Source organism: Promicromonospora sp. NPDC057488, from assembly GCF_042802395.1.
Classification (GTDB): domain Bacteria; phylum Actinomycetota; class Actinomycetes; order Actinomycetales; family Cellulomonadaceae; genus Promicromonospora.
Genome location: NZ_JBHVEG010000081.1, coordinates 1 through 16,529 on the forward strand (window position 1 = coordinate 1; position 16,529 = coordinate 16,529).

A 16,529-nucleotide genomic window follows, 5' to 3' on the forward strand; every position below is an offset into this window, starting at 1 on the left:
TCCAAGTCTGTCGTCGAGCCTCTGGTTGTCAGACCCACAGGTCCCCCGAGGGACCTGTGGGTCTGACACGTGGGATTGCGACTTGCCGGTAGTGCGGTGGTGCGGGTGGTTCGGCCGGCCTCGGTCAGCCGGCCCGGTCAGTCGGCCGGGGCCAGGACGACGTCGAAGCGGGTACGGGCCCAGGCGCCCTCGACCTCGCGGCCGCCGGGCGCCGGGGTGCCCGCGGGCTGCTCCTCGAAGTCCATGACGAGCGAGTCCTTCACGCCGAACACGGAGTCAGACGCCAGGAGCTCGTCGCCGCGCACGAAGATGTGGGTCACGAGCGTGCGCAGCCCGGGCGCCGTCACCATGAAGTGCAGGTGTGCGGCACGCATGGGCGAGCGGCCCGACGCCGCGAGCAGCGCGCCGACCGGCCCGTCGTGCGGGATCGGGTACGGGGTGGGCGTGACGCCCCAGAAGCGGTAGCCGCCGTCGTCGTCGGTGAAGAGGTGCGCGCGGCCGGAGGTGCGGTCGTCGCCGTACTGGACGTCGTAGAAGCCGTCCTCGTCCGCCTCCCACACCTCGATGCGCGCGCCCGGCACGGGGTGGCCCGCGGTGTCGGTGACGGTGCCCTCGACCCAGCAGGGCTGGCCGGTCGCGCCGCCCGCGATGTCGCCGCCGTTCTCGATGCGCGGCGCGTCGTCCACGAAGAACGGGCCGAACACCGTGGCCTCCGTCGCGTTCTCGTGGGCCGCGTTGTTGATCGCGATGGTCTGCATCGAGGCGCCCAGCACGTCGGACAGCAGGATGAACTCCTGCCGCTTGTCGTCGGTGATGTGCCCGGCGGCGGTGAGGAACCCGATGGCCTGGTTCCACTCGTCCTCCGTGAGCCGCACCTCGCGCAGGAACGCGTGCAGGTGCCGGGTCAGGGACTGCATGACCGTCGCCAGGCGCGCGTCGTCCGCGCCCGCGAACGACGCCGCGACCCGGTCGGTGAGCTCCTGCTCGCGGGCGGACTGCTCGGCGTCGGGCTCAGACACGCTGCTCGCCCCGGCCGAGGACCGACCGCAGCGCGTCGCCCAGCGCCCCGGCCGGGTCGTCGGCCAGGGTCTGGGCACGCCACGCGACGTGCGAGTCGGGACGCACGAGGATCGCACCCGACTCCTCGACGCCGCGCATCTTCGCCCAGTCGTAGTAGGTGTCGATGACGTCGCGGCCCGGCCCGATGACGACGGCCTCCAGCGGCACGCCGAGCTCGTCCGCGACCTTCGCCGCGGCGTCGGCCCAGGCCTCGCCCGCGATGCCCGTGACCAGCGTGAACTGCCCGTACGGGACCAGGTCGTGCGTCGAGCGCTTGTGGCCGTGCACGTCGGCGACCCAGACGTGCGGGAACCGCGCGCCGGGCACCGTGGACTGCTTGTAGTAGAGCTCGGGGTCACGCTCGTCCACGGGCTTGGGCGACCCGTCGGGCACGATCGCGGCCGACTCGTAGAACTGGCCCATGTCCACGCCGTGCGCGTTGAACTCGTAGTGCTTGAGGTCCATCGCCTCCACGAGCGCCGCGCGCTTGGCCGCACCCGCGGGGGTGTTCGCCTTGCGCTCGTCGATCGCGGCCTGCATCGCCTCCGGCGTCTCGGCGTCCAGCACCCCGAGCACCTCCATGAACCGGAACTCGCCGCCCGACTTGTTGGCGCGCAGCACGATCTGCTCGGCCACGGGCGCGCGCTCGGCCGAGTACGTGTCCAGCAGCGACGGCGCCGCCTGGCCGTTCAGCACCGCGGCGATCTTCCAGGCCAGGTTGTACGAGTCCTGGACCGACGTGTTGGAGCCGAGGCCGTTGCTCGGCGGGTGCCGGTGCACGGCGTCGCCCGCACAGAAGACGCGGCCCTGCTGGAGGTGCGTGGCGTACATCTGGTTGTTGCCCCACAGCGAGTAGCCCGTGATCTCGACGTCCAGCTCCTCGACGCCCACGAGCTGGCGCACGATCTCGGCGGCCGCGGCGTCGTCGAGCTGCGGCGGCTCGCCCGCGATGTCGTAGCCCCAGACGATGAGCCACTCGTTCCACGGCCGCACCATGCGCACCAGGCCCGCGCCGATGCCGCCGACGTCGGAGCCCGGCTGGAGCACCCAGTACAGGACCGACGGGCGGTGGCCCACGAGGTCCGTGAGGTCGGCCTTGAAGGTGATGTTCATGGAGCCGGCGATGTCCATCGCGCCCTCCATGGGCAGGCCGAGGTCGGCCGCCACCTGGGAGCGGGCGCCGTCGCCGCCGATCAGGTACTTCGAGCGGATCGTGTACTCGGTGCCGGTGACACGGTCGAGCACGCGCGTGCTGACGCCGTCGGCGTCCTGCGTGTGGCCCAGGTACTCCGTGGAGAACCGCGACTGCGCGCCCCGCTGGGAGGCGTTCTTCACCAGGATCGGCTCGAGGTAGGTCTGCGGGATGTCCACCGTGAGCGACGGCGAGGCGAGCCGCGCGTCCGCCTCGCGGGCGGGGTGGGTCTCCCAGGTGAGGATGCGGCCGATCTCCTCGCCCGCGATCGTCGTGCAGAACACCGTGTCGCCGACGAGCTCGTGCGGCGTCGCGTCCGCGAGCACCTGGTCCTCGATGCCCAGGTCGCGGAAGATCTCCATGGTGCGCTGGTTGGTGATGTGCGCGCGGGGCGTGTTCGCCGTCCAGCGGTACTTGGTGATCATGATGGTGCTGACACCGAGGCTGGACAGGAACAGGGCCGCGGACGCGCCCGCCGGGCCGGAACCCACGACCAGCACGTCGGTCTCGACGACGACGTCGGGGGCCTCCGGGGTCGGGCCGGTCGCGGCGTGGCTGGGCAGTGCGGTCTCGGTCTGACCGTCGTCGAACTCAGGCATGCGCACAGGGTGCCGTGCGCCCCGACCTGGGAAAAGGGCTGACCATGAATGTCGGCGGAAAGTATCAAGCCCTGGCTGCGAGGGCGTACCGACGGGCCTCCGACGGCGACATGCCCGACTGCTCCCGGAACACGCGGGAGAACTGCGCGGCCGACGAGAACCCGCAGCGCAGGCCGATCGCCTCGACGGTCTGCTCCGCGTACGACGGCATGCGCAGCATGCGGCTCGCCATCTCCACGCGCCGCCGGGCGATCAGCCGCGGCACGCTCGTACCGTGCTCCGCGAGCACGCGGGAGAGCTGCCGCTCGCTGAGGCCGATCGCGTCGGCGATCCGGCGCGCCGACATCGTCGGGTCGCGCAGCCACTGCCGCACGTACCGCTCGGCCGCGGCGAAGTGCGCGCCGGCGGCCTGCGACGCCTCGGGCTCGGCCAGCGCCGCGGTCACCAGGTCGAGCGCGGCGCCCTCGTCGGCCGCGCCGTCGCCGTCCGGCCCGACCGCGCGCGCGACGAGCTCGGCGAGGGCAGCGGCGTAGGGGTCAGCGCCGGGGGTGCCGAAGTCGATCACCCGGGCGGGGCGCGGCATGGTGCCGCCCGCGGACCGGAACACGTCGTACGGGACCTTCATCGCGAGCTCCTCCAGCCCCTGGGAGAACCCGCGCAGGAACGGCCGGTCGGCGTCGCACACCAGCAGCTGGCCCGGGCGCAGCCGCCGGACGCCGTCGTCGTGGTGGAAGTACGCCTCGCCCCGGAGCGTGAAGTACAGGGCCACGGACTCCGTGGGGCGGGTGCGGACCGTGCGGGCCGTGCGCTCGACGGCGTGCGGGCTGGCCTCGACGTGCGCCAGGTGCAGCCGGTCGAGCTGCAGGTTCGCCTCGGACGCCTCCAGCGCCGGCTCCTCGAGCATGCGGCACCGCAGCGCCACCAGGGCGTCGGCGTTGTGCTCCTCCCACAGCTCGATCCGCCGCGCCGCGGGCACACCTCGCGTGGAGAAGCGGTCGACGGCGCCGCGCGACGCCGGGGTGGCACGGCTCACGGAGCCCACAGTAGGGCGCGGCACCCGGCGCGCACCAGGATCAGGGTGTCGGCCCGGCGTGTTGTCCGTGGCGTGTTTGGCCAGGTCAGCGCATGTTCCTTGGTGGAGCTCGCCGCCACGCCGGTCGCCAGGGGTGCGCGCGGCCCCCGGACGCAGGATGCTCGTCCCATGCCCGACGAGACGACGCCGCCGGTCCTGCGGCCCCCGAGCGACCCGCAGCTCGTGCTGCTCCGGCACGGGCAGACCGAGTGGAGCGCGAGCGGCCAGCACACCGGACGCACCGACCTGCCGCTCACCGAGGCCGGCGAGCGGCAGGCCCGGTACGCCGGCGCGACGCTCGCCGACTACGAGTTCGCGGCCGTCCTCACGTCCCCGCGCGAGCGCGCGCGGCGGACGGCGGAGCTCGTGGGCCACCCTGGCGCCGTCGTCGACGAGGACCTCGCCGAGTGGGACTACGGGCCCGTCGACGGCCGCACCTCGCGCGACGTGTCCGAGCTGCTGGGCCGCGACTTCCAGATCTTCGAGGACGGCGTGCGGGTGCTGCCGCCGTCGGCCGACCACGGCGAGGGGCGCCCCGGCGAGACGCTGGACCAGGTCGCCGTGCGCGCCGCGCGGGTGATCGCCCGGGCGGAGCAGGTACTCGGCGGCGCGGGGTCCGGCGGCGGTCCGGGGTCCGGGTCCGGCGGCCACGTGCTGCTGGTCGCGCACGGGCACCTGCTGCGGGTGCTCGCCACGGTGTGGCTCGGCGTCGACCCGCGGCTGGGCGCCCGGTTCGAGCTGGGCACGGCCGCCGTCTGCCTGCTGGGCTATGGGCACGGCCTGCGCACCATCGAGGGATGGAACCTTGCCGCACAGTAGATCCAATTGGCCCAGTAAGGCAGTATTCGCGGCATGAGGGAAGAGCACCTCGCCGAAGGCGAGACCATCGTGATGCAGCTCCGCACTCACCCGAAGAAGGTCGTCAAGCCGATCCTGCTGCTCCTGCTGCTGATCGCCGTGCTGATCGCGATGTGGGTGCTGCCGCTGCCGATCGACCCGATCGTGCTGTGGGTCGCGACGGCGCTCCTCGTGGTGCTCGGCCTGGTCGCGTCCGCGGGCCCGTTCCTGCGCTGGCGCACCACCCGCTACATCATCACCAACCAGCGGGTCGCGCTGCGCACCGGCATCCTGACCCAGACCGGACGCGACATCCCGCTCTACCGGATCAACAACGTCACGTTCGAGAAGCAGCTCAGCGACCGGATCTTCGGCTGCGGCACCCTCGTGATCTCCGACGGCACCGACCAGCCGGGCATGGTGCTCGACGACGTGCCCGACGTCGAGCAGGTGCAGCGCACCCTGCAGGACCTGGTCCGCCAGGGCCAGCAGCTCAGCGACGACTGACCTCGCCAGCGCTCACGCTCTCTGCGGGGAGCTGGGCCCAGGGTCGACCTCTGGGGCGATGATCTCGGCCAGGGCCGCGCCCGCGCGGAGCAGGGCCACCGTGCGGGCCGCGAGGTCGTCGAGCCTCCGGTCCAGGATCTGCCCGGCCCGGGCGACTCCCTCGTCGGCCCCCGGGAGGCGGCGCAGGCTCGCGACCACGTCGCGGACGGCGGGGACGCCGTAGCCGCTGGCGCGCAGCGCCGCCACGATGCGCGCCTCGCGGACGGCCGCCGGCCCGTACTGCCGGGCACGCAGCGACGTCACGCGCTCGGGCGCCACGAGCCCCTCCTGCTCCCAGAACCGGAGCGTGGACGTGCGCACCCCGAGGGCGGAAGCGAGCTGCGTGATCGTCAGGACGTCGGCGGGGTCGGCCGGGGGTCGCTCGCCGTCGGTCGCCTCGGACTGGATGGCGCGGAGCGCCGACCGCGCCCGGAGGGCCTCGTCGCGGTCCCGGGCCAGCCGGACGTGCACGGCGCCGATCGCGGCGGCGGCGTCGGCCACGCTCCCGGTGAGTGCCTCGGCCAGCAGGCGGCGCGCTTCGACCGGACCCGCCGCGCTCGCCAGCCCGCGGTACGCCCGCAGCGCGTGGACGTGCACCGGGGCGTACGACCGGTAGCCGTTCGCCGCCCGGGCGGCGGGCGGGATGACGCCCAGCCGTTCCAGGTCCCGGACCTGTTGCGCGGAGTAGCCGGACTCCCGCGCGACGTCGGCCGTGCGCAGGGGCCGGGAGACCTCGGGTGTCATTCGCTCAACCCCACACAAGCACTTGAAGGTGATGCTTGAACCATGGACCTCTCGCAGAGTACCGGCCCGACCATCGACCAGATCATCGCGGCGGTGCGCGACCTCGACGGCGCCCTCGTCGTGGCCCCGGCCGCCGGGGACCCCACGGTTCCCGAGCTGGCCTGGGGCGACGCGTTCTTCTACTACGCCCCGGACGGCGAGATGCCGCGGAACGTGCAGCCGTACGGGACCATCGTCACCAAGAACTACCCGGACGACACCACGTCGGGCCTCGATCCCGCGGGGCGCTGGCGGGTGAACGTCCGCGTCGGCCGGGCGCGGGCGGCCGAGCTCACCGGCGCCGTCGAACCGGGCGCCGTCCAACCAGGCGTCGTCGGACCAGGTACCGGCGAGCCGGCCACGCCGCCGGACACCGCCGACGTCGTCCTGCCGCACCCGGTGTACGGGGCGGCCGGCTGGATCGCCGTCGTCAACCCCGGTCCCGCGACCGGCGAGACCGTGCTCGCCCTCCTGCGCGACGCGCACGACGCCGCGCGGACCCGCTTCGAGCGCCGCGCGTGACGGCCGGGGGAATGCTTGCGCCCCCGGCGGCCGTCAGTCGACGACGGCGCGGCTCGCGGCCTGCTCGCTGCGGCGGTGCATGTCGACGCTGAGCCGGAGCTCGCCCGCGGCGTGCGCGTTCAGCAGGCGCTGGGCGAGCTCCTCCAGGCTCTCGGGGGCGGGCGCGGCCGGCTCGTCGGAGCCGGCCGCGTCCCGCGCCGCGCGCGCCAGGCCGTACTGCGCGCCGAACCAGTCCGCGACGGTCACGCCGTGCAGGGGGTGGTGCACCACCTCGACGGTGTCGCCCGCGCCGAGGTCGCCGTTCTCGACCACGCGCAGGTAGGCGCCCGTGCGGTTGGCCTGTGTGAACCGGCGCACCCAGCGCTGCTCGCCGAGCCGGCGACCGAAGGTCTGGCAGGGCGTGCGGGGCTGCGTGACCTCCAGCAGGGCAGAGCCGATCCGCCAGTGCTCGCCGATCACCGCGCCGTTCACGTCCAGGCCGCTGACCCGCAGGTTCTCGCCGAAGAGCCCCGGCGTGATCTCGCGGTCCAGCTCGGCCCCCCAGTAGTCGGCGTCCTCCTGGGCGTAGGCGTAGACCGCCTGGTCGAGGCCGCCGTGGTTGGCGCGGTCGGCCTGCACGTCCGCGTACAAGCCGTAGGGCCGCACCTTGACCCGCCCCTCCACGGGACGCTTGTCGATCGCCGTGACGCCCACGGTGCCGGGGTCAGGATGCAGGACGTACACGCGACAGACCGCGAGGAGCTCAGCCATGCCGTCATTTTCTCATCCGGGAGCCGCCCCTCCGACGTGTCAGACCCACAGGTCACCCGAGGGACCTGTAGGTCTGACACGTGCGGGAGGTCCGCCCTACTTGCCCTTGGGGAGCGGGAGCGGCTCGATCCACTGGTCGTCGGCGGTCAGGTCGATGCCGAGCTCGCCGGCGAACCGCATCCGGGTGCCGGCCAGCACGCCGTCGACCGACTCGTCGAGGTCGTAGACGCGCGCGCCGCGCAGCCGGTTGCGCTCGGCGCCGCCCAGGCCGTACGTGCCGAACCCGGTGTTGCCCGCGTACCCGAGCAGCACGCCGTAGTAGTCGCCCGAGTAGGTGTTCACGTGGTCGTGGCCGCAGAACACGCCGCGGACGTCACCCCGGTGCTGGATCGCCGAGAACATGCCGGAGTTGAACGGCCCCGGGCACTCGTCCTCGTTGCGCTCACCGTCGATGCGGTGCCGCGCCCTGCCGCGCTCGTGGTCGGCGTCGGTGCGCCCGTCCACCGAGCCGAACCACATGAACCGGTACTCCCACAGGGGGATGTGGATGAACATGAGCGCCGGCACCACGTACCCGGCCTTGCGCTCGATCTGCACCGACGTGTCGTAGTACCACTTCACCTGGTCCATGCGCAGCCAGTCCCAGTGGGGGTAGCCGTCGAAGTCCTGGCCGGACAGGGTCTCGGGTGCGTACCGGCCCGAGTCGAGCAGCCACAGGTTGAACGCCGGGCGGCCGTTCGTGCCCTCGATCAGCAGGTTCGAGTTGCCCTGGCCGGTGACGCCGCGCGCCGTCGGGCCGTTCACGTTGTAGCGGTAGGAGCGGTAGAAGGCGAGCATGTCGGCCTCGTCCAGGCCGCTGTTCGGCGTCGAGTCCTCGTCGTGGTTGCCGAACGTGATGGCCCACGGGACGGCGCGCTCCTCCATCGGCTGCACCACGTTGTTCATGGCCTGACGCATCTCCAGCGGGGTGTCGCAGCCGCCGGTGATGTTGTCGCCGTTGAGGATCACGACGTCGGGCCGCTCGTCGTCGAGCACCGCGCGCATGAGCTCGAGCGTGCGGCGGTCGATCTTCTCGTCGTCCTGGGTGTCGTTGAACTGGACGATCTTGAACTTGCCGTCGCGCCCGAACCGCAGCCCCCGCTGCGGGTGCCGGGCCAGCTCCACGGCCTCGGCCGGGGCCGCGCCGGCGACGGCCGCCGTGGTCGCGACCCCCGCCGCGCCGAGGCTGCTCAGGGAAAGGAACGTCCGGCGGTCGACGCCGCCGGTGGTCTGCTCGGTCATGCCGACGACGATCGGGGGGCCCGCTGGCGACCGCCCGACCAGCGGGTGGACCCCCGATGACGGTCTGCTGAACGGCTACCGCCGGCCGGACGCCGCCGGCTCGGCCGGGACGCGGCGCAGGGCCCGCGCGATCACGTAGACCAGCAGGATCACCACGACCAGACCCGCGGTCGCGGCGATCTGCGGCCGGGCGGCGGCGTCGGACAGCATGAGGCCCACCACCGCGACCAGCGCCACGAGCGTGGCCCACGACAGCCACGGGTAGCCCCAGGCGCGCAGGCGCAGGGTCTCGCCGCGCTCGGCCGCGGCGGCCTCCAGGCGCGGGCGCAGGCGGAGCTGCGAGACCACCACGAGGATCCAGACCACCAGCAGCGCCGAGCCGACGGCGTTGAGCAGCACCCCGAGCAGCGACTCGGGCAGCAGGTAGTTGAGCAGCACGGCGACGACGCCGAAGAACACCGAGACCAGCACCGCGACCCACGGGACGTCGCGGCGGGAGACCCGGGTCGCGAGCGCCGGGGCGTCACCGCGGCCGCCGAGCGAGAACAGCATGCGGGACGTCGCGTACACGTTGGCGTTGAACGCGCTCAGCAGCGCGAGCACGACGACGACCTCCATGAGCCGCGCGGCGCCGTCGAACCCGGCCATCTGGAGCACGGAGACGAAGGGCGACTCCAGGCGGGCGGCGTCGGTCCACGGGATCAGAGCGACCATGATCGCCACCGAGCCCACGTAGAAGAACAGGATGCGCCACAGGATGGTGCGGGTCGCGCTCGCGACGGCCGACTGCGGGTCGCGCGCCTCGGCGGCCGCGATGGTGACGATCTCGATGCCGCCGAACGCGAAGACGACGGTGAGCAGGCCCGCGGCGATACCCGGCAGGCCCGCCGGGGCGAACCCGCCGTAGGAGGCCCACTCCCCCAGCACGCTGCCGCTCACGGGCACCACGCCGACGACGATCAGCACGCCGAGCACCAGGAAACCGACGATCGCGAGCACCTTGACGGTGGCGAACCAGAACTCGGCCTCGCCGAACTGGCGCACGCCCACCAGGTTGATCGCGCCGAACACGGCGACGACGGCTGCCGCGACCGCCCACTGCGGTACCGCGGGCCACCAGCCGTGCACGATCCCGGCGACGCCCGTCACCTCGACGCCGAGCACCATGACGATGGTGAACCAGTACAGCCAGCCCAGCAGGAACCCGGCCCAGCGGCCGAGCGCGGCCTCCGCGTAGACGGAGAACGAGCCGCTCGACGGGAGCGCGGAGGCCATCTCGGCGAGCATCCGCATGACGAGCACGACGATCGCGCCCGCGATGGCGTAGCTGACCAGGACGGCGGGACCCGCGGCGGCGATGCCGAGGCCGGAACCGAGGAACAGGCCGGCGCCGATCGCGGACCCCAGGCCCATCATGGTCAGGTGGCGGGTGCGCAGGCCGTGGGCCAGCCGTTCGGGGCGGTCGGCGGGGTCGGTCTGGTGTTCGGTGGTGCTCACGACCGACCACGGTAACCCGGGCGGTGAGAGACTCGTGCTCGTGACCGAATCTGCACACACCCCCGTGCAAGCACCCGAGGACGACGAGGACTACGGCCTCGAGAAGACCATGAGCGAGCACCCCGAGCCGCTGCCGCACGTGGTGGTGGTGGGCGGCGGGTTCGCCGGGATGGCGACGGTCCGGGCGCTCAAGGACGCGCCCGTGCGGATCACGCTGATCGACCGCCGCGTCTACAACACGTTCCAGCCGCTGCTGTACCAGGTGGCGACCGGCGGCCTGAACCCGGGCGACGTCACCTACTTCCTGCGCGGCCTGCGGCTCAAGCAGAAGAACGTGCACGTGGTGCACGAGCACCTCGTGGAGGCCGACCACGCCGCGAAGAAGATCCGCCTGCTGAACGACCACTGGATCAGCTACGACTACCTGGTGGTCACGGCGGGCGTCACCGCGAACTTCTTCGGGACGCCGGGCGCCAAGGAGCACTCGTTCCCGATGTACACGCGCTCGCAGGCCATGCGGATCCGCGACAACCTCTTCATCCGCCTGGAGAAGGCCGCGAAGTCGAAGCGGGCCGACGACGGGCTGCGCGTCGTCGTCGTGGGCGGCGGCGCCACCGGGGTGGAGGTCGCGGGCGCGCTCGCCGAGCTGCGCACCGCCGGCCTGGCGCCCGCCTACCCGGAGATCCACGGCGACGCGTTCGAGGTCAAGGTGGTGCAGCGCGGCGGCGAGATCCTCAAGTCGTTCGCGCCCAAGCTGCGCGCCTACGCGACCCAGGAGCTGCGGCACCGTGGGGTCTCGCTGCACCTGGGCGCCGGGGTGGCGGCCGTGGAGCGCGAGGCCGTGGTGCTCACCGACGGGACGCGCATCCACGCCGACCTGACCGTCTGGTCCGCCGGGGTGAGCGTGCACGACGAGGTCGCCGAGTGGGGCCTGCCGCAGGACGACAGCGGCCGCATCCGGATCGGCGACGACATGCAGGTCGAAGGCCTGCCGGGCGTCTTCGCCGCGGGCGACATCGCGATCTCGCCGGCCGACCTGCCCCAGCTCGCCCAGCCCGCGATCCAGGGCGGCCTCGTGGCGGGCCGCAACATCCGCGCGCTGCTCGACGGCGAGCCCCTGCAGGACCTGCACTACGTCGACAAGGGCACGATGGCCGTGATCGGCCGGCGCGCCGCGATCGCCGAGATCAACCTGCCCGGGGGCCGGCCGCTGCGGATCACCAAGGGCCTGGCGTGGATCGTGTGGCTGTTCGTGCACATCATGTCGCTGATCGGCCCCCGTAACCGGGTCACCACGCTGGCGGGGCTCGTCACCCGGTACGGGTTCCCGTTCCACCGGCGTCCGGTCCCGATCGTGGGTGACGTTCCCACCGTGCGGCCGCCGAGGTCCGGGGTGGCGAGGTAGCCTCGCTCCTGGCGCACGGCCACACCGCCGTGGGCCAGGGAGAGACCGATGACCCCGGACGAGCTGCGCTCCGCACAACGACTGACGATGGCCAACCCTGAGCGGTTACGGCTGCTGGCGCGCCTGCTCACGCACCCCGCGGGCCGCTCCACCGCCGCCGGGCTGGTGCCGGACGACGCGGCCGGCGAGCCGGCCGACCTCGTCGCCGAAGCGCTCGCCGTCGCCGACGTGGAGCAGCACCTCGAGGCGCTGGTCTCGGTGGGGCTGGTCGCCGTCGTCGGGCCGGTGGCGTCGGACGCGGCGCTGTACCGCGTCTCCTCACGCGGGATCGCGCGGTACGGCACGGCGGCGCTCGCCGCCCCGCGGTTCCTCGACGAGCCGGCGCTCGACGTGCGCGACCACGAGGCGCTGCTCGACCGGCTGGTCGACACCCTCGCCGCCACGTTCGCCGCCAACGCGGGCGCCGGCACCGTGGACCGCCTGGTCCGGGAGTGCTACGCCGCGCTGGACAAGCAGGTGCGGTCCTCCGCGCAGCTGCCCGCCCTGACCGCCTGGCTCGCGACGGACCGGCTGGCCGCCATGACCGAGGTGACGCACGGCTCGCCGCGCGACGTGCTGTTCGTCTGCGTCCACAACACCGGCCGGTCCCAGATCGCCGCCGCCGTGACCCGCCGCCTCGCGGGCGACCGCATCCGGGTGCGCACCGCGGGCACGCGGCCGGTCTCCGAGCCGGACACGATGACGGAGACCGTCCTGGCCCGGCGTGGGCTCGACGGGCTCATCGAGTTCCCGCGCGAGCTCACCGACGACATCGTGCGGACCTCCGGCGTGATCGTGACCATGGGCTGCGGTGACACCTGTCCCGTCTTCCCGGGACGCCGCTACCTCGACTGGCCGCTGGACGACCCGGCGGGCCGGCCGATCGAGGAGGTCGAGCGGATCGTCGACGACGTCACCGCGCGGGTGCAGGCGCTCATCGCCGAGATCGACGCCGCGGACGACCCGGCGCGCACGGAGCTGCCGGCGCTGCCCGCGAGGTCGGCCGTACCCGGCCTGCCGGTCGGGGCGGGCGGCCCGGTGGCCGCGGTCGGGACCGTGGCGGCCGCCGGGCCGCAGCGGGGCTGGCTGCCGCGCCTGACCCGGCCGTGGACCGCGGTCACGACGGCGCTCGGCGCCCGGGGTCAGCGGAAGGCGCGGTAGCCGGTCGTCTCGACGTCGGCGCCCCACTGGTCGAGCGCCCAGGCCGCGGCGTCGCCGAAGGCGGCGGCCAGCGCCGGGAGGTCCGCGCGGAGGTTGAGCGCACCCCAGCGCCAGCGGGAGACCATGAGCTGCCGGTACGACGGCGACCGGCCCGCCGGACCGACCAGCTCCCGGCCCGCGACCGTGCTCTTCCACAGCCAGCCCGTGACGAGGACCAGGTAGACCGCGCACGCCTGCCGCACCGACGTGTCCCAGGCGGGGTCGGCGACGACGTCCGGCGCGTGCTCCGCCAGGCCGGCGGTGAGCTCGGCGAGCAGCATGTCCGTGAGGCCGGGCGGCGGGTCGAACACGCACCAGCAGGTGGCGAACGGCAGCAGCCCGTACGCGGCGACGAACGCGGCGTGCTGGACGTCGGTGCCCTCCAGGTCGAGGAAGCGCCAGCCGTCCGGGCCCAGCACGGCGTTGTCGGGGCAGGTGTCCGTGGGCGAGACGACCGCGGCGGCACCCGGGGTGCGCAGGTGCAGGGTCGCGGCGAGCTCGGCCTCGACGGCGGCCCGGCGGTCCGCCGCCGCGTGGCCCTCCGGCCCGGCGTCGCCCCCGGCCACGGCCTCGAGCAGCCGGTCGACGCCCGCGCGGAGGTCGGCGTCGGCGTCCCACGGCTCGGCGTCCGCCAGACGGCTGCGCGCCTCGGCGACCCGGGCGCGGGAGCCGCCGGTCGTGCGGCCGAGCGCGCGGGCCCAGGTCCGGGCGCCGTCCCAGGCCGCGTCGCGGTCGTCGCCCACGAGCAGGTCGGCGAGGGTGGGCAGCTCGCCGAGGTCGGACATGACGATCAGGTGGTGCTCCGGGTCCTGCGCGAGCAGCGTCGGCGTGCCCGGGCACAGGTCCAGGCCGACGGTCTCCCGGACGAACGCGCCGTCGTCGGAGAGGAAGCGCTTCACGATCACCGTGGCCGGGGCGCCGTGGTCCGCGCCGTCGACCCGGCAGCGGAGCACCTGCGAGCGGGCGGAGCCGCCCAGGTCGACCGGGTCGGTCAGGCGGACGGCGCCCGACGACGGGACGAGGGCGGGTCGGCCCGGTGCTGCCTGGGCCAGTGCTGCCTGGGCGAGGGCGACGGTGTCGTTCACCGGGACAGTGTGTCCGCTGCTCACGGGGCAGGACCACCCAATTCACAGGACTGTGGACAACATCTGTGGATAACTCCGCGCGGGTGCCCGGCGCCAGCAGTGTGTGCTGTGGATAACCCGGTGGACAGCGCTGCGCAACTTATCCGCTGGGGAGTGTCGGTGGCTGGGTGCAAGGTAGTAGTTCGAAGCGTTCCTCGTGCGACCACCTCCTGAAGGGCTGGACCATGACCGAATCGACCCCCACCGGAACAGAGACCGACCGCCCCGAGCCCGAGGGGGTGGGCATCCTGAAGTCGGTGGTCCTGGACGTTCCCGACCTCGGCGTCGAGGCCGGCTTCTGGACGGCTCTGACCGGCGGGACCGTGAAGTTCACGGACCACGACTGGATCACCGTCACGACCCCCGACCAGTGGGACGTCGCGTTCCAGCTCGCCCCCGACCACGTCCCGCCGCAGTGGCCGGGACAGGAGCACCCCCAGCAGGCGCACATCGACCTGTACGTGCCCGACCTGGCCGCCTCGAGCGCCCGGGCGGTGGAGCTCGGGGCCACCGTGCTGCGGGAGAACGAGCGGTGGGTCACGCTGTCCGACCTCGCCGGGCACACCTTCGACCTGTGTCTCAAGGAGGAGTCCGACGGCGTGACCGTCATGGGTCCCACCTTCGACTGCCCGGACGCGTCCGCGCTCGCCCTGTTCTGGTCCCGGATCCTGGGCGCCCCCGTGGCGTACGACGCCGACGGCGTCGCGATGCTCGGCGGCCCCCGGCCGCTGCTGTTCCAGTCGGTGGAGGACTACAACGCGCCGCGGTGGCCGGACCCCGCGTACCCGCAGCAGGTGCACCTGGACATCGGGGTGCCCGACCTCGACGCGGGCGAGGCCGCGGTGCTGACGCTCGGGGCGACCCGGCTGCCGGGCGAGGGCTCGGGCTTCCGGGTGTTCGCCGACCCGGCGAACCACCCGTTCTGCCTGGTGCTGTAGCCCGGGCCGGTGCCGCTACGGTGGCGCGCCCGGGAAGGGCGTGTCACCGTGTTGGACGGCAGGGGGACATCCGAACGGAGTCCTTTCGACATGCTCACGGTTCGCGGGACCGGCACGCAGCTGGCCCGCCGGTTCGGTACGGCACTCGAGAAGCACGCGGGCCTGCGGGTCACGCGGGTGCCGCGCGACCACGGCGCCGCCCGGCAGGGTGGCGCCCGCCAGGGCGGCACGGCGAGCGGCGGCACGAGCCGGCCGGGCCGGGGGCGCGTCCGCCCGCCGGCCGACCCCGCGGCCGACCGGCTGCTGGTCGCCCCGGTCTTCGTGCTCTCGTCCCCGCGCGCCGGGTCGACGCTGCTGCGCGTGGTGCTGGACAGCCACTCCCAGGTGCACGCGCCCATCGAGACGCACGTGCGGCGGCTGTCCGTCGACTTCACGACGCGGCTCACCCAGGAGGCGATGGACGCCCTGGGGCACAACGTGGCCGACGTCGAGCACATCCTGTGGGACCGGATGCTGCACCGCGAGCTGCTGCGCAGCGGCAAGCAGGTCGTCGTGGAGAAGACCCCCAGCAACGTGTTCGTCGCCGACCGGTTCGCGCTGTGCTGGCCCGACGCCCGGTTCATCTTCCTGCTGCGCCACCCGGCGTCGATCGCCCGCTCCTGGCACGACGCCGACCCGGCCCGGCGGCCCATGAACCGCGCCATCCTGCACACGCTGAAGTACATGACGGCGCTGGAGGACGTGCGGCACCGGCTCCCCGGGCTCACGGTGCGCTACGAGGACGTCACCGCGGACCCGGCCACCGAGTTCCACCGCATCTGCGACTTCCTCGGCCTGCCCTGGGAGCCGGGCATGGTCTCGTACGGCGACCACGAGCACGGCGAGGTCCGCAAGGGCCTGGGCGACTGGCGGGACAAGATCCGCAGCGGGAGCATCCAGGCCGGGCGCACGCTCCCGGACCCGGACTCGATCCCGCGCGAGCTGCGGGCGATGAGCGAGTGCTGGGGCTACGCCCCGGCGTCGGCCGCGAGCGACTGACGCCCACCGGTCAGCGGTGCACCAGGGCCGGGTGGTCCGGGTGGTCGACGCGGACCAGCAGGTCCGCCCCGCGCTCCGCCTGCGCCGCGTACCGCTCGTAGGCGGGCAGGGCCCACGCCTCCTCGTCGGGTGTCCGACGGCGGAGCGTGCCCGGCTTGAGCGCGAGGTGCACGGCGACGTCGACGTCGAGCCCGCGGGCGATCGCGAGCGCCCCGTCCAGCACGACCACGGTGCCCGCGGCGGCGGGGAGGTAGGCGGCGCGCGTGGCCCGGTCGGTGTCGGGGTCGCGCAGGCTGGGCAGGTACTCGCCGCGCTCGACGACCCGCCGCAGCACCTCGCGGTTCAGCGCCTCGACGTCGATCCAGCCGTCCAGCAGGCTGCCCGGGTCGTCCCGGCCCCGTTCGAGCCGCAGGGACCGCGAGCGCAGGAAGTCGGCGACCCGCACGCGCGCGACGCGCCGGCCGGCCGTCTCCAGGGGCGCGACGAGCGCGTCGGCGAGCCGCTCGGGGTGGGTGGACGGGTGCCCGTCGACGAGCAGGCGGACCGGGGTGTCGGCACCGCCCGCGCGGGTCAGGACGGCGTCGGCCACCCGTTCGACGAGGAGCTCCGCGCTGACCGGCTCCACACGTGTGCTCATCGTGGACCGA

16 protein-coding genes are annotated in these 16,529 nt (G+C 73.7%); 7 read left to right on the plus strand and 9 right to left on the minus strand.

Features of this window, described 5'->3' with window-relative positions; all coding sequences use genetic code 11:
• Positions 1-137: 137 nt before the first annotated feature.
• The 3 genes from ACFU5G_RS17045 to ACFU5G_RS17055 form a co-directional block, all read right to left on the minus strand.
• Positions 138-1,019, minus strand: coding sequence for an intradiol ring-cleavage dioxygenase (locus ACFU5G_RS17045; RefSeq protein ID WP_377247040.1), 882 nt, complete (start codon positions 1,017-1,019; stop codon positions 138-140).
• A complete protein-coding gene (locus ACFU5G_RS17050; protein WP_377247043.1) occupies positions 1,012-2,850 on the minus strand; it encodes an FAD-dependent oxidoreductase in 1,839 nt (612 codons plus the stop codon). The genes ACFU5G_RS17045 and ACFU5G_RS17050 overlap by 8 nt, the downstream gene beginning before the upstream one ends.
• Positions 2,851-2,914: 64 nt before the next feature.
• Entirely contained in the window at positions 2,915-3,883 is a 969-nt protein-coding gene (locus tag ACFU5G_RS17055; RefSeq protein ID WP_377247046.1) for a helix-turn-helix domain-containing protein, read from the minus strand.
• A 168-nt stretch (positions 3,884-4,051) separates the two neighbouring features.
• On the opposite strand from ACFU5G_RS17055, the gene ACFU5G_RS17060 reads away from it, so the two are divergent.
• Both ACFU5G_RS17060 and ACFU5G_RS17065 read left to right on the plus strand, forming a co-directional pair.
• Complete coding sequence (locus ACFU5G_RS17060; RefSeq protein ID WP_377247049.1) at positions 4,052-4,741, plus strand: histidine phosphatase family protein; 690 nt, start codon at positions 4,052-4,054, stop codon at positions 4,739-4,741.
• A 33-nt stretch (positions 4,742-4,774) separates the two neighbouring features.
• On the plus strand, positions 4,775-5,266 hold the full coding sequence (locus ACFU5G_RS17065; RefSeq protein ID WP_033327780.1) for a PH domain-containing protein: 492 nt from the start codon (positions 4,775-4,777) through the stop codon (positions 5,264-5,266).
• 12 nt (positions 5,267-5,278) lie between these two features.
• On the opposite strand, the gene ACFU5G_RS17070 is transcribed toward ACFU5G_RS17065, so the two are convergent.
• Entirely contained in the window at positions 5,279-6,049 is a 771-nt protein-coding gene (locus ACFU5G_RS17070) for a MerR family transcriptional regulator (RefSeq protein WP_377247052.1), read from the minus strand.
• 42 nt (positions 6,050-6,091) lie between these two features.
• Here ACFU5G_RS17070 and ACFU5G_RS17075 point away from each other — a divergent pair, with 42 nt between their 5' ends.
• Positions 6,092-6,610: a DUF6194 family protein gene (locus ACFU5G_RS17075; RefSeq protein WP_377247054.1), complete on the plus strand. Its 519-nt coding sequence runs from the start codon at positions 6,092-6,094 to the stop codon at positions 6,608-6,610.
• Between the two features lie 33 nt (positions 6,611-6,643).
• Here ACFU5G_RS17075 and ACFU5G_RS17080 read toward each other — a convergent pair whose 3' ends face one another.
• The 3 genes from ACFU5G_RS17080 to ACFU5G_RS17090 all read right to left on the minus strand — a co-directional run bounded on the left by ACFU5G_RS17080 (position 6,644) and on the right by ACFU5G_RS17090 (position 10,138).
• A complete protein-coding gene (locus ACFU5G_RS17080) occupies positions 6,644-7,360 on the minus strand; it encodes an MOSC domain-containing protein (protein WP_377247057.1) in 717 nt (238 codons plus the stop codon).
• Positions 7,361-7,456: 96 nt separating this feature from the next.
• Positions 7,457-8,641 carry a metallophosphoesterase family protein gene (locus ACFU5G_RS17085; protein WP_377247060.1) on the minus strand — a complete coding sequence of 395 codons (1,185 nt, stop codon included), beginning with the start codon at positions 8,639-8,641 and terminating at the stop codon, positions 7,457-7,459.
• Positions 8,642-8,716: 75 nt separating this feature from the next.
• A complete protein-coding gene (locus ACFU5G_RS17090; protein WP_377247063.1) occupies positions 8,717-10,138 on the minus strand; it encodes an amino acid permease in 1,422 nt (473 codons plus the stop codon).
• A gap of 40 nt (positions 10,139-10,178) precedes the next feature.
• Between ACFU5G_RS17090 and ACFU5G_RS17095 the strand changes: the two genes are divergently transcribed.
• Both ACFU5G_RS17095 and ACFU5G_RS17100 read left to right on the plus strand, forming a co-directional pair.
• A complete protein-coding gene (locus tag ACFU5G_RS17095) occupies positions 10,179-11,543 on the plus strand; it encodes an NAD(P)/FAD-dependent oxidoreductase (RefSeq protein WP_377247066.1) in 1,365 nt (454 codons plus the stop codon).
• A gap of 48 nt (positions 11,544-11,591) precedes the next feature.
• On the plus strand, positions 11,592-12,743 hold the full coding sequence (locus tag ACFU5G_RS17100; RefSeq protein ID WP_377247069.1) for a low molecular weight phosphatase family protein: 1,152 nt from the start codon (positions 11,592-11,594) through the stop codon (positions 12,741-12,743).
• Here ACFU5G_RS17100 and ACFU5G_RS17105 read toward each other — a convergent pair.
• On the minus strand, positions 12,725-13,867 hold the full coding sequence (locus ACFU5G_RS17105) for a hypothetical protein (protein ID WP_377247072.1): 1,143 nt from the start codon (positions 13,865-13,867) through the stop codon (positions 12,725-12,727). The genes ACFU5G_RS17100 and ACFU5G_RS17105 overlap by 19 nt on opposite strands.
• A 224-nt stretch (positions 13,868-14,091) precedes the next feature.
• Between ACFU5G_RS17105 and ACFU5G_RS17110 the strand changes: the two genes are divergently transcribed.
• Positions 14,092-14,844: a VOC family protein gene (locus tag ACFU5G_RS17110; RefSeq protein WP_377247075.1), complete on the plus strand. Its 753-nt coding sequence runs from the start codon at positions 14,092-14,094 to the stop codon at positions 14,842-14,844.
• Between the two features lie 90 nt (positions 14,845-14,934).
• Positions 14,935-15,882: a sulfotransferase family protein gene (locus ACFU5G_RS17115; protein WP_377247078.1), complete on the plus strand. Its 948-nt coding sequence runs from the start codon at positions 14,935-14,937 to the stop codon at positions 15,880-15,882.
• A 10-nt stretch (positions 15,883-15,892) separates the two neighbouring features.
• Here the strand turns inward: ACFU5G_RS17115 and ACFU5G_RS17120 are convergent, their stop codons facing one another.
• Positions 15,893-16,519 carry a uridine kinase gene (locus ACFU5G_RS17120; protein WP_377247081.1) on the minus strand — a complete coding sequence of 209 codons (627 nt, stop codon included), beginning with the start codon at positions 16,517-16,519 and terminating at the stop codon, positions 15,893-15,895.
• Positions 16,520-16,529 lie beyond the last annotated feature (10 nt).

Bases quoted from the DNA above. Each gene is read 5' to 3' on its own strand.
- ACFU5G_RS17085 (WP_377247060.1), bottom strand. From the start codon at position 8,641: ATGACCGAGCAGACCACCGGCGGCGTCGACCGCCGGACGTTCCTTTCC.
- ACFU5G_RS17070 (WP_377247052.1), bottom strand. From the start codon at position 6,049: ATGACACCCGAGGTCTCCCGGCCCCTGCGCACGGCCGACGTCGCGCGG.
- ACFU5G_RS17050 (WP_377247043.1), bottom strand. From the start codon at position 2,850: ATGCCTGAGTTCGACGACGGTCAGACCGAGACCGCACTGCCCAGCCAC.
- ACFU5G_RS17120 (WP_377247081.1), bottom strand. From the start codon at position 16,519: ATGAGCACACGTGTGGAGCCGGTCAGCGCGGAGCTCCTCGTCGAACGG.
- ACFU5G_RS17060 (WP_377247049.1), top strand. From the start codon at position 4,052: ATGCCCGACGAGACGACGCCGCCGGTCCTGCGGCCCCCGAGCGACCCG.
- ACFU5G_RS17110 (WP_377247075.1), top strand. From the start codon at position 14,092: ATGACCGAATCGACCCCCACCGGAACAGAGACCGACCGCCCCGAGCCC.
- ACFU5G_RS17065 (WP_033327780.1), top strand. From the start codon at position 4,775: ATGAGGGAAGAGCACCTCGCCGAAGGCGAGACCATCGTGATGCAGCTC.
- ACFU5G_RS17100 (WP_377247069.1), top strand. From the start codon at position 11,592: ATGACCCCGGACGAGCTGCGCTCCGCACAACGACTGACGATGGCCAAC.
- ACFU5G_RS17080 (WP_377247057.1), bottom strand. From the start codon at position 7,360: ATGGCTGAGCTCCTCGCGGTCTGTCGCGTGTACGTCCTGCATCCTGAC.
- ACFU5G_RS17115 (WP_377247078.1), top strand. From the start codon at position 14,935: ATGCTCACGGTTCGCGGGACCGGCACGCAGCTGGCCCGCCGGTTCGGT.
- ACFU5G_RS17075 (WP_377247054.1), top strand. From the start codon at position 6,092: ATGGACCTCTCGCAGAGTACCGGCCCGACCATCGACCAGATCATCGCG.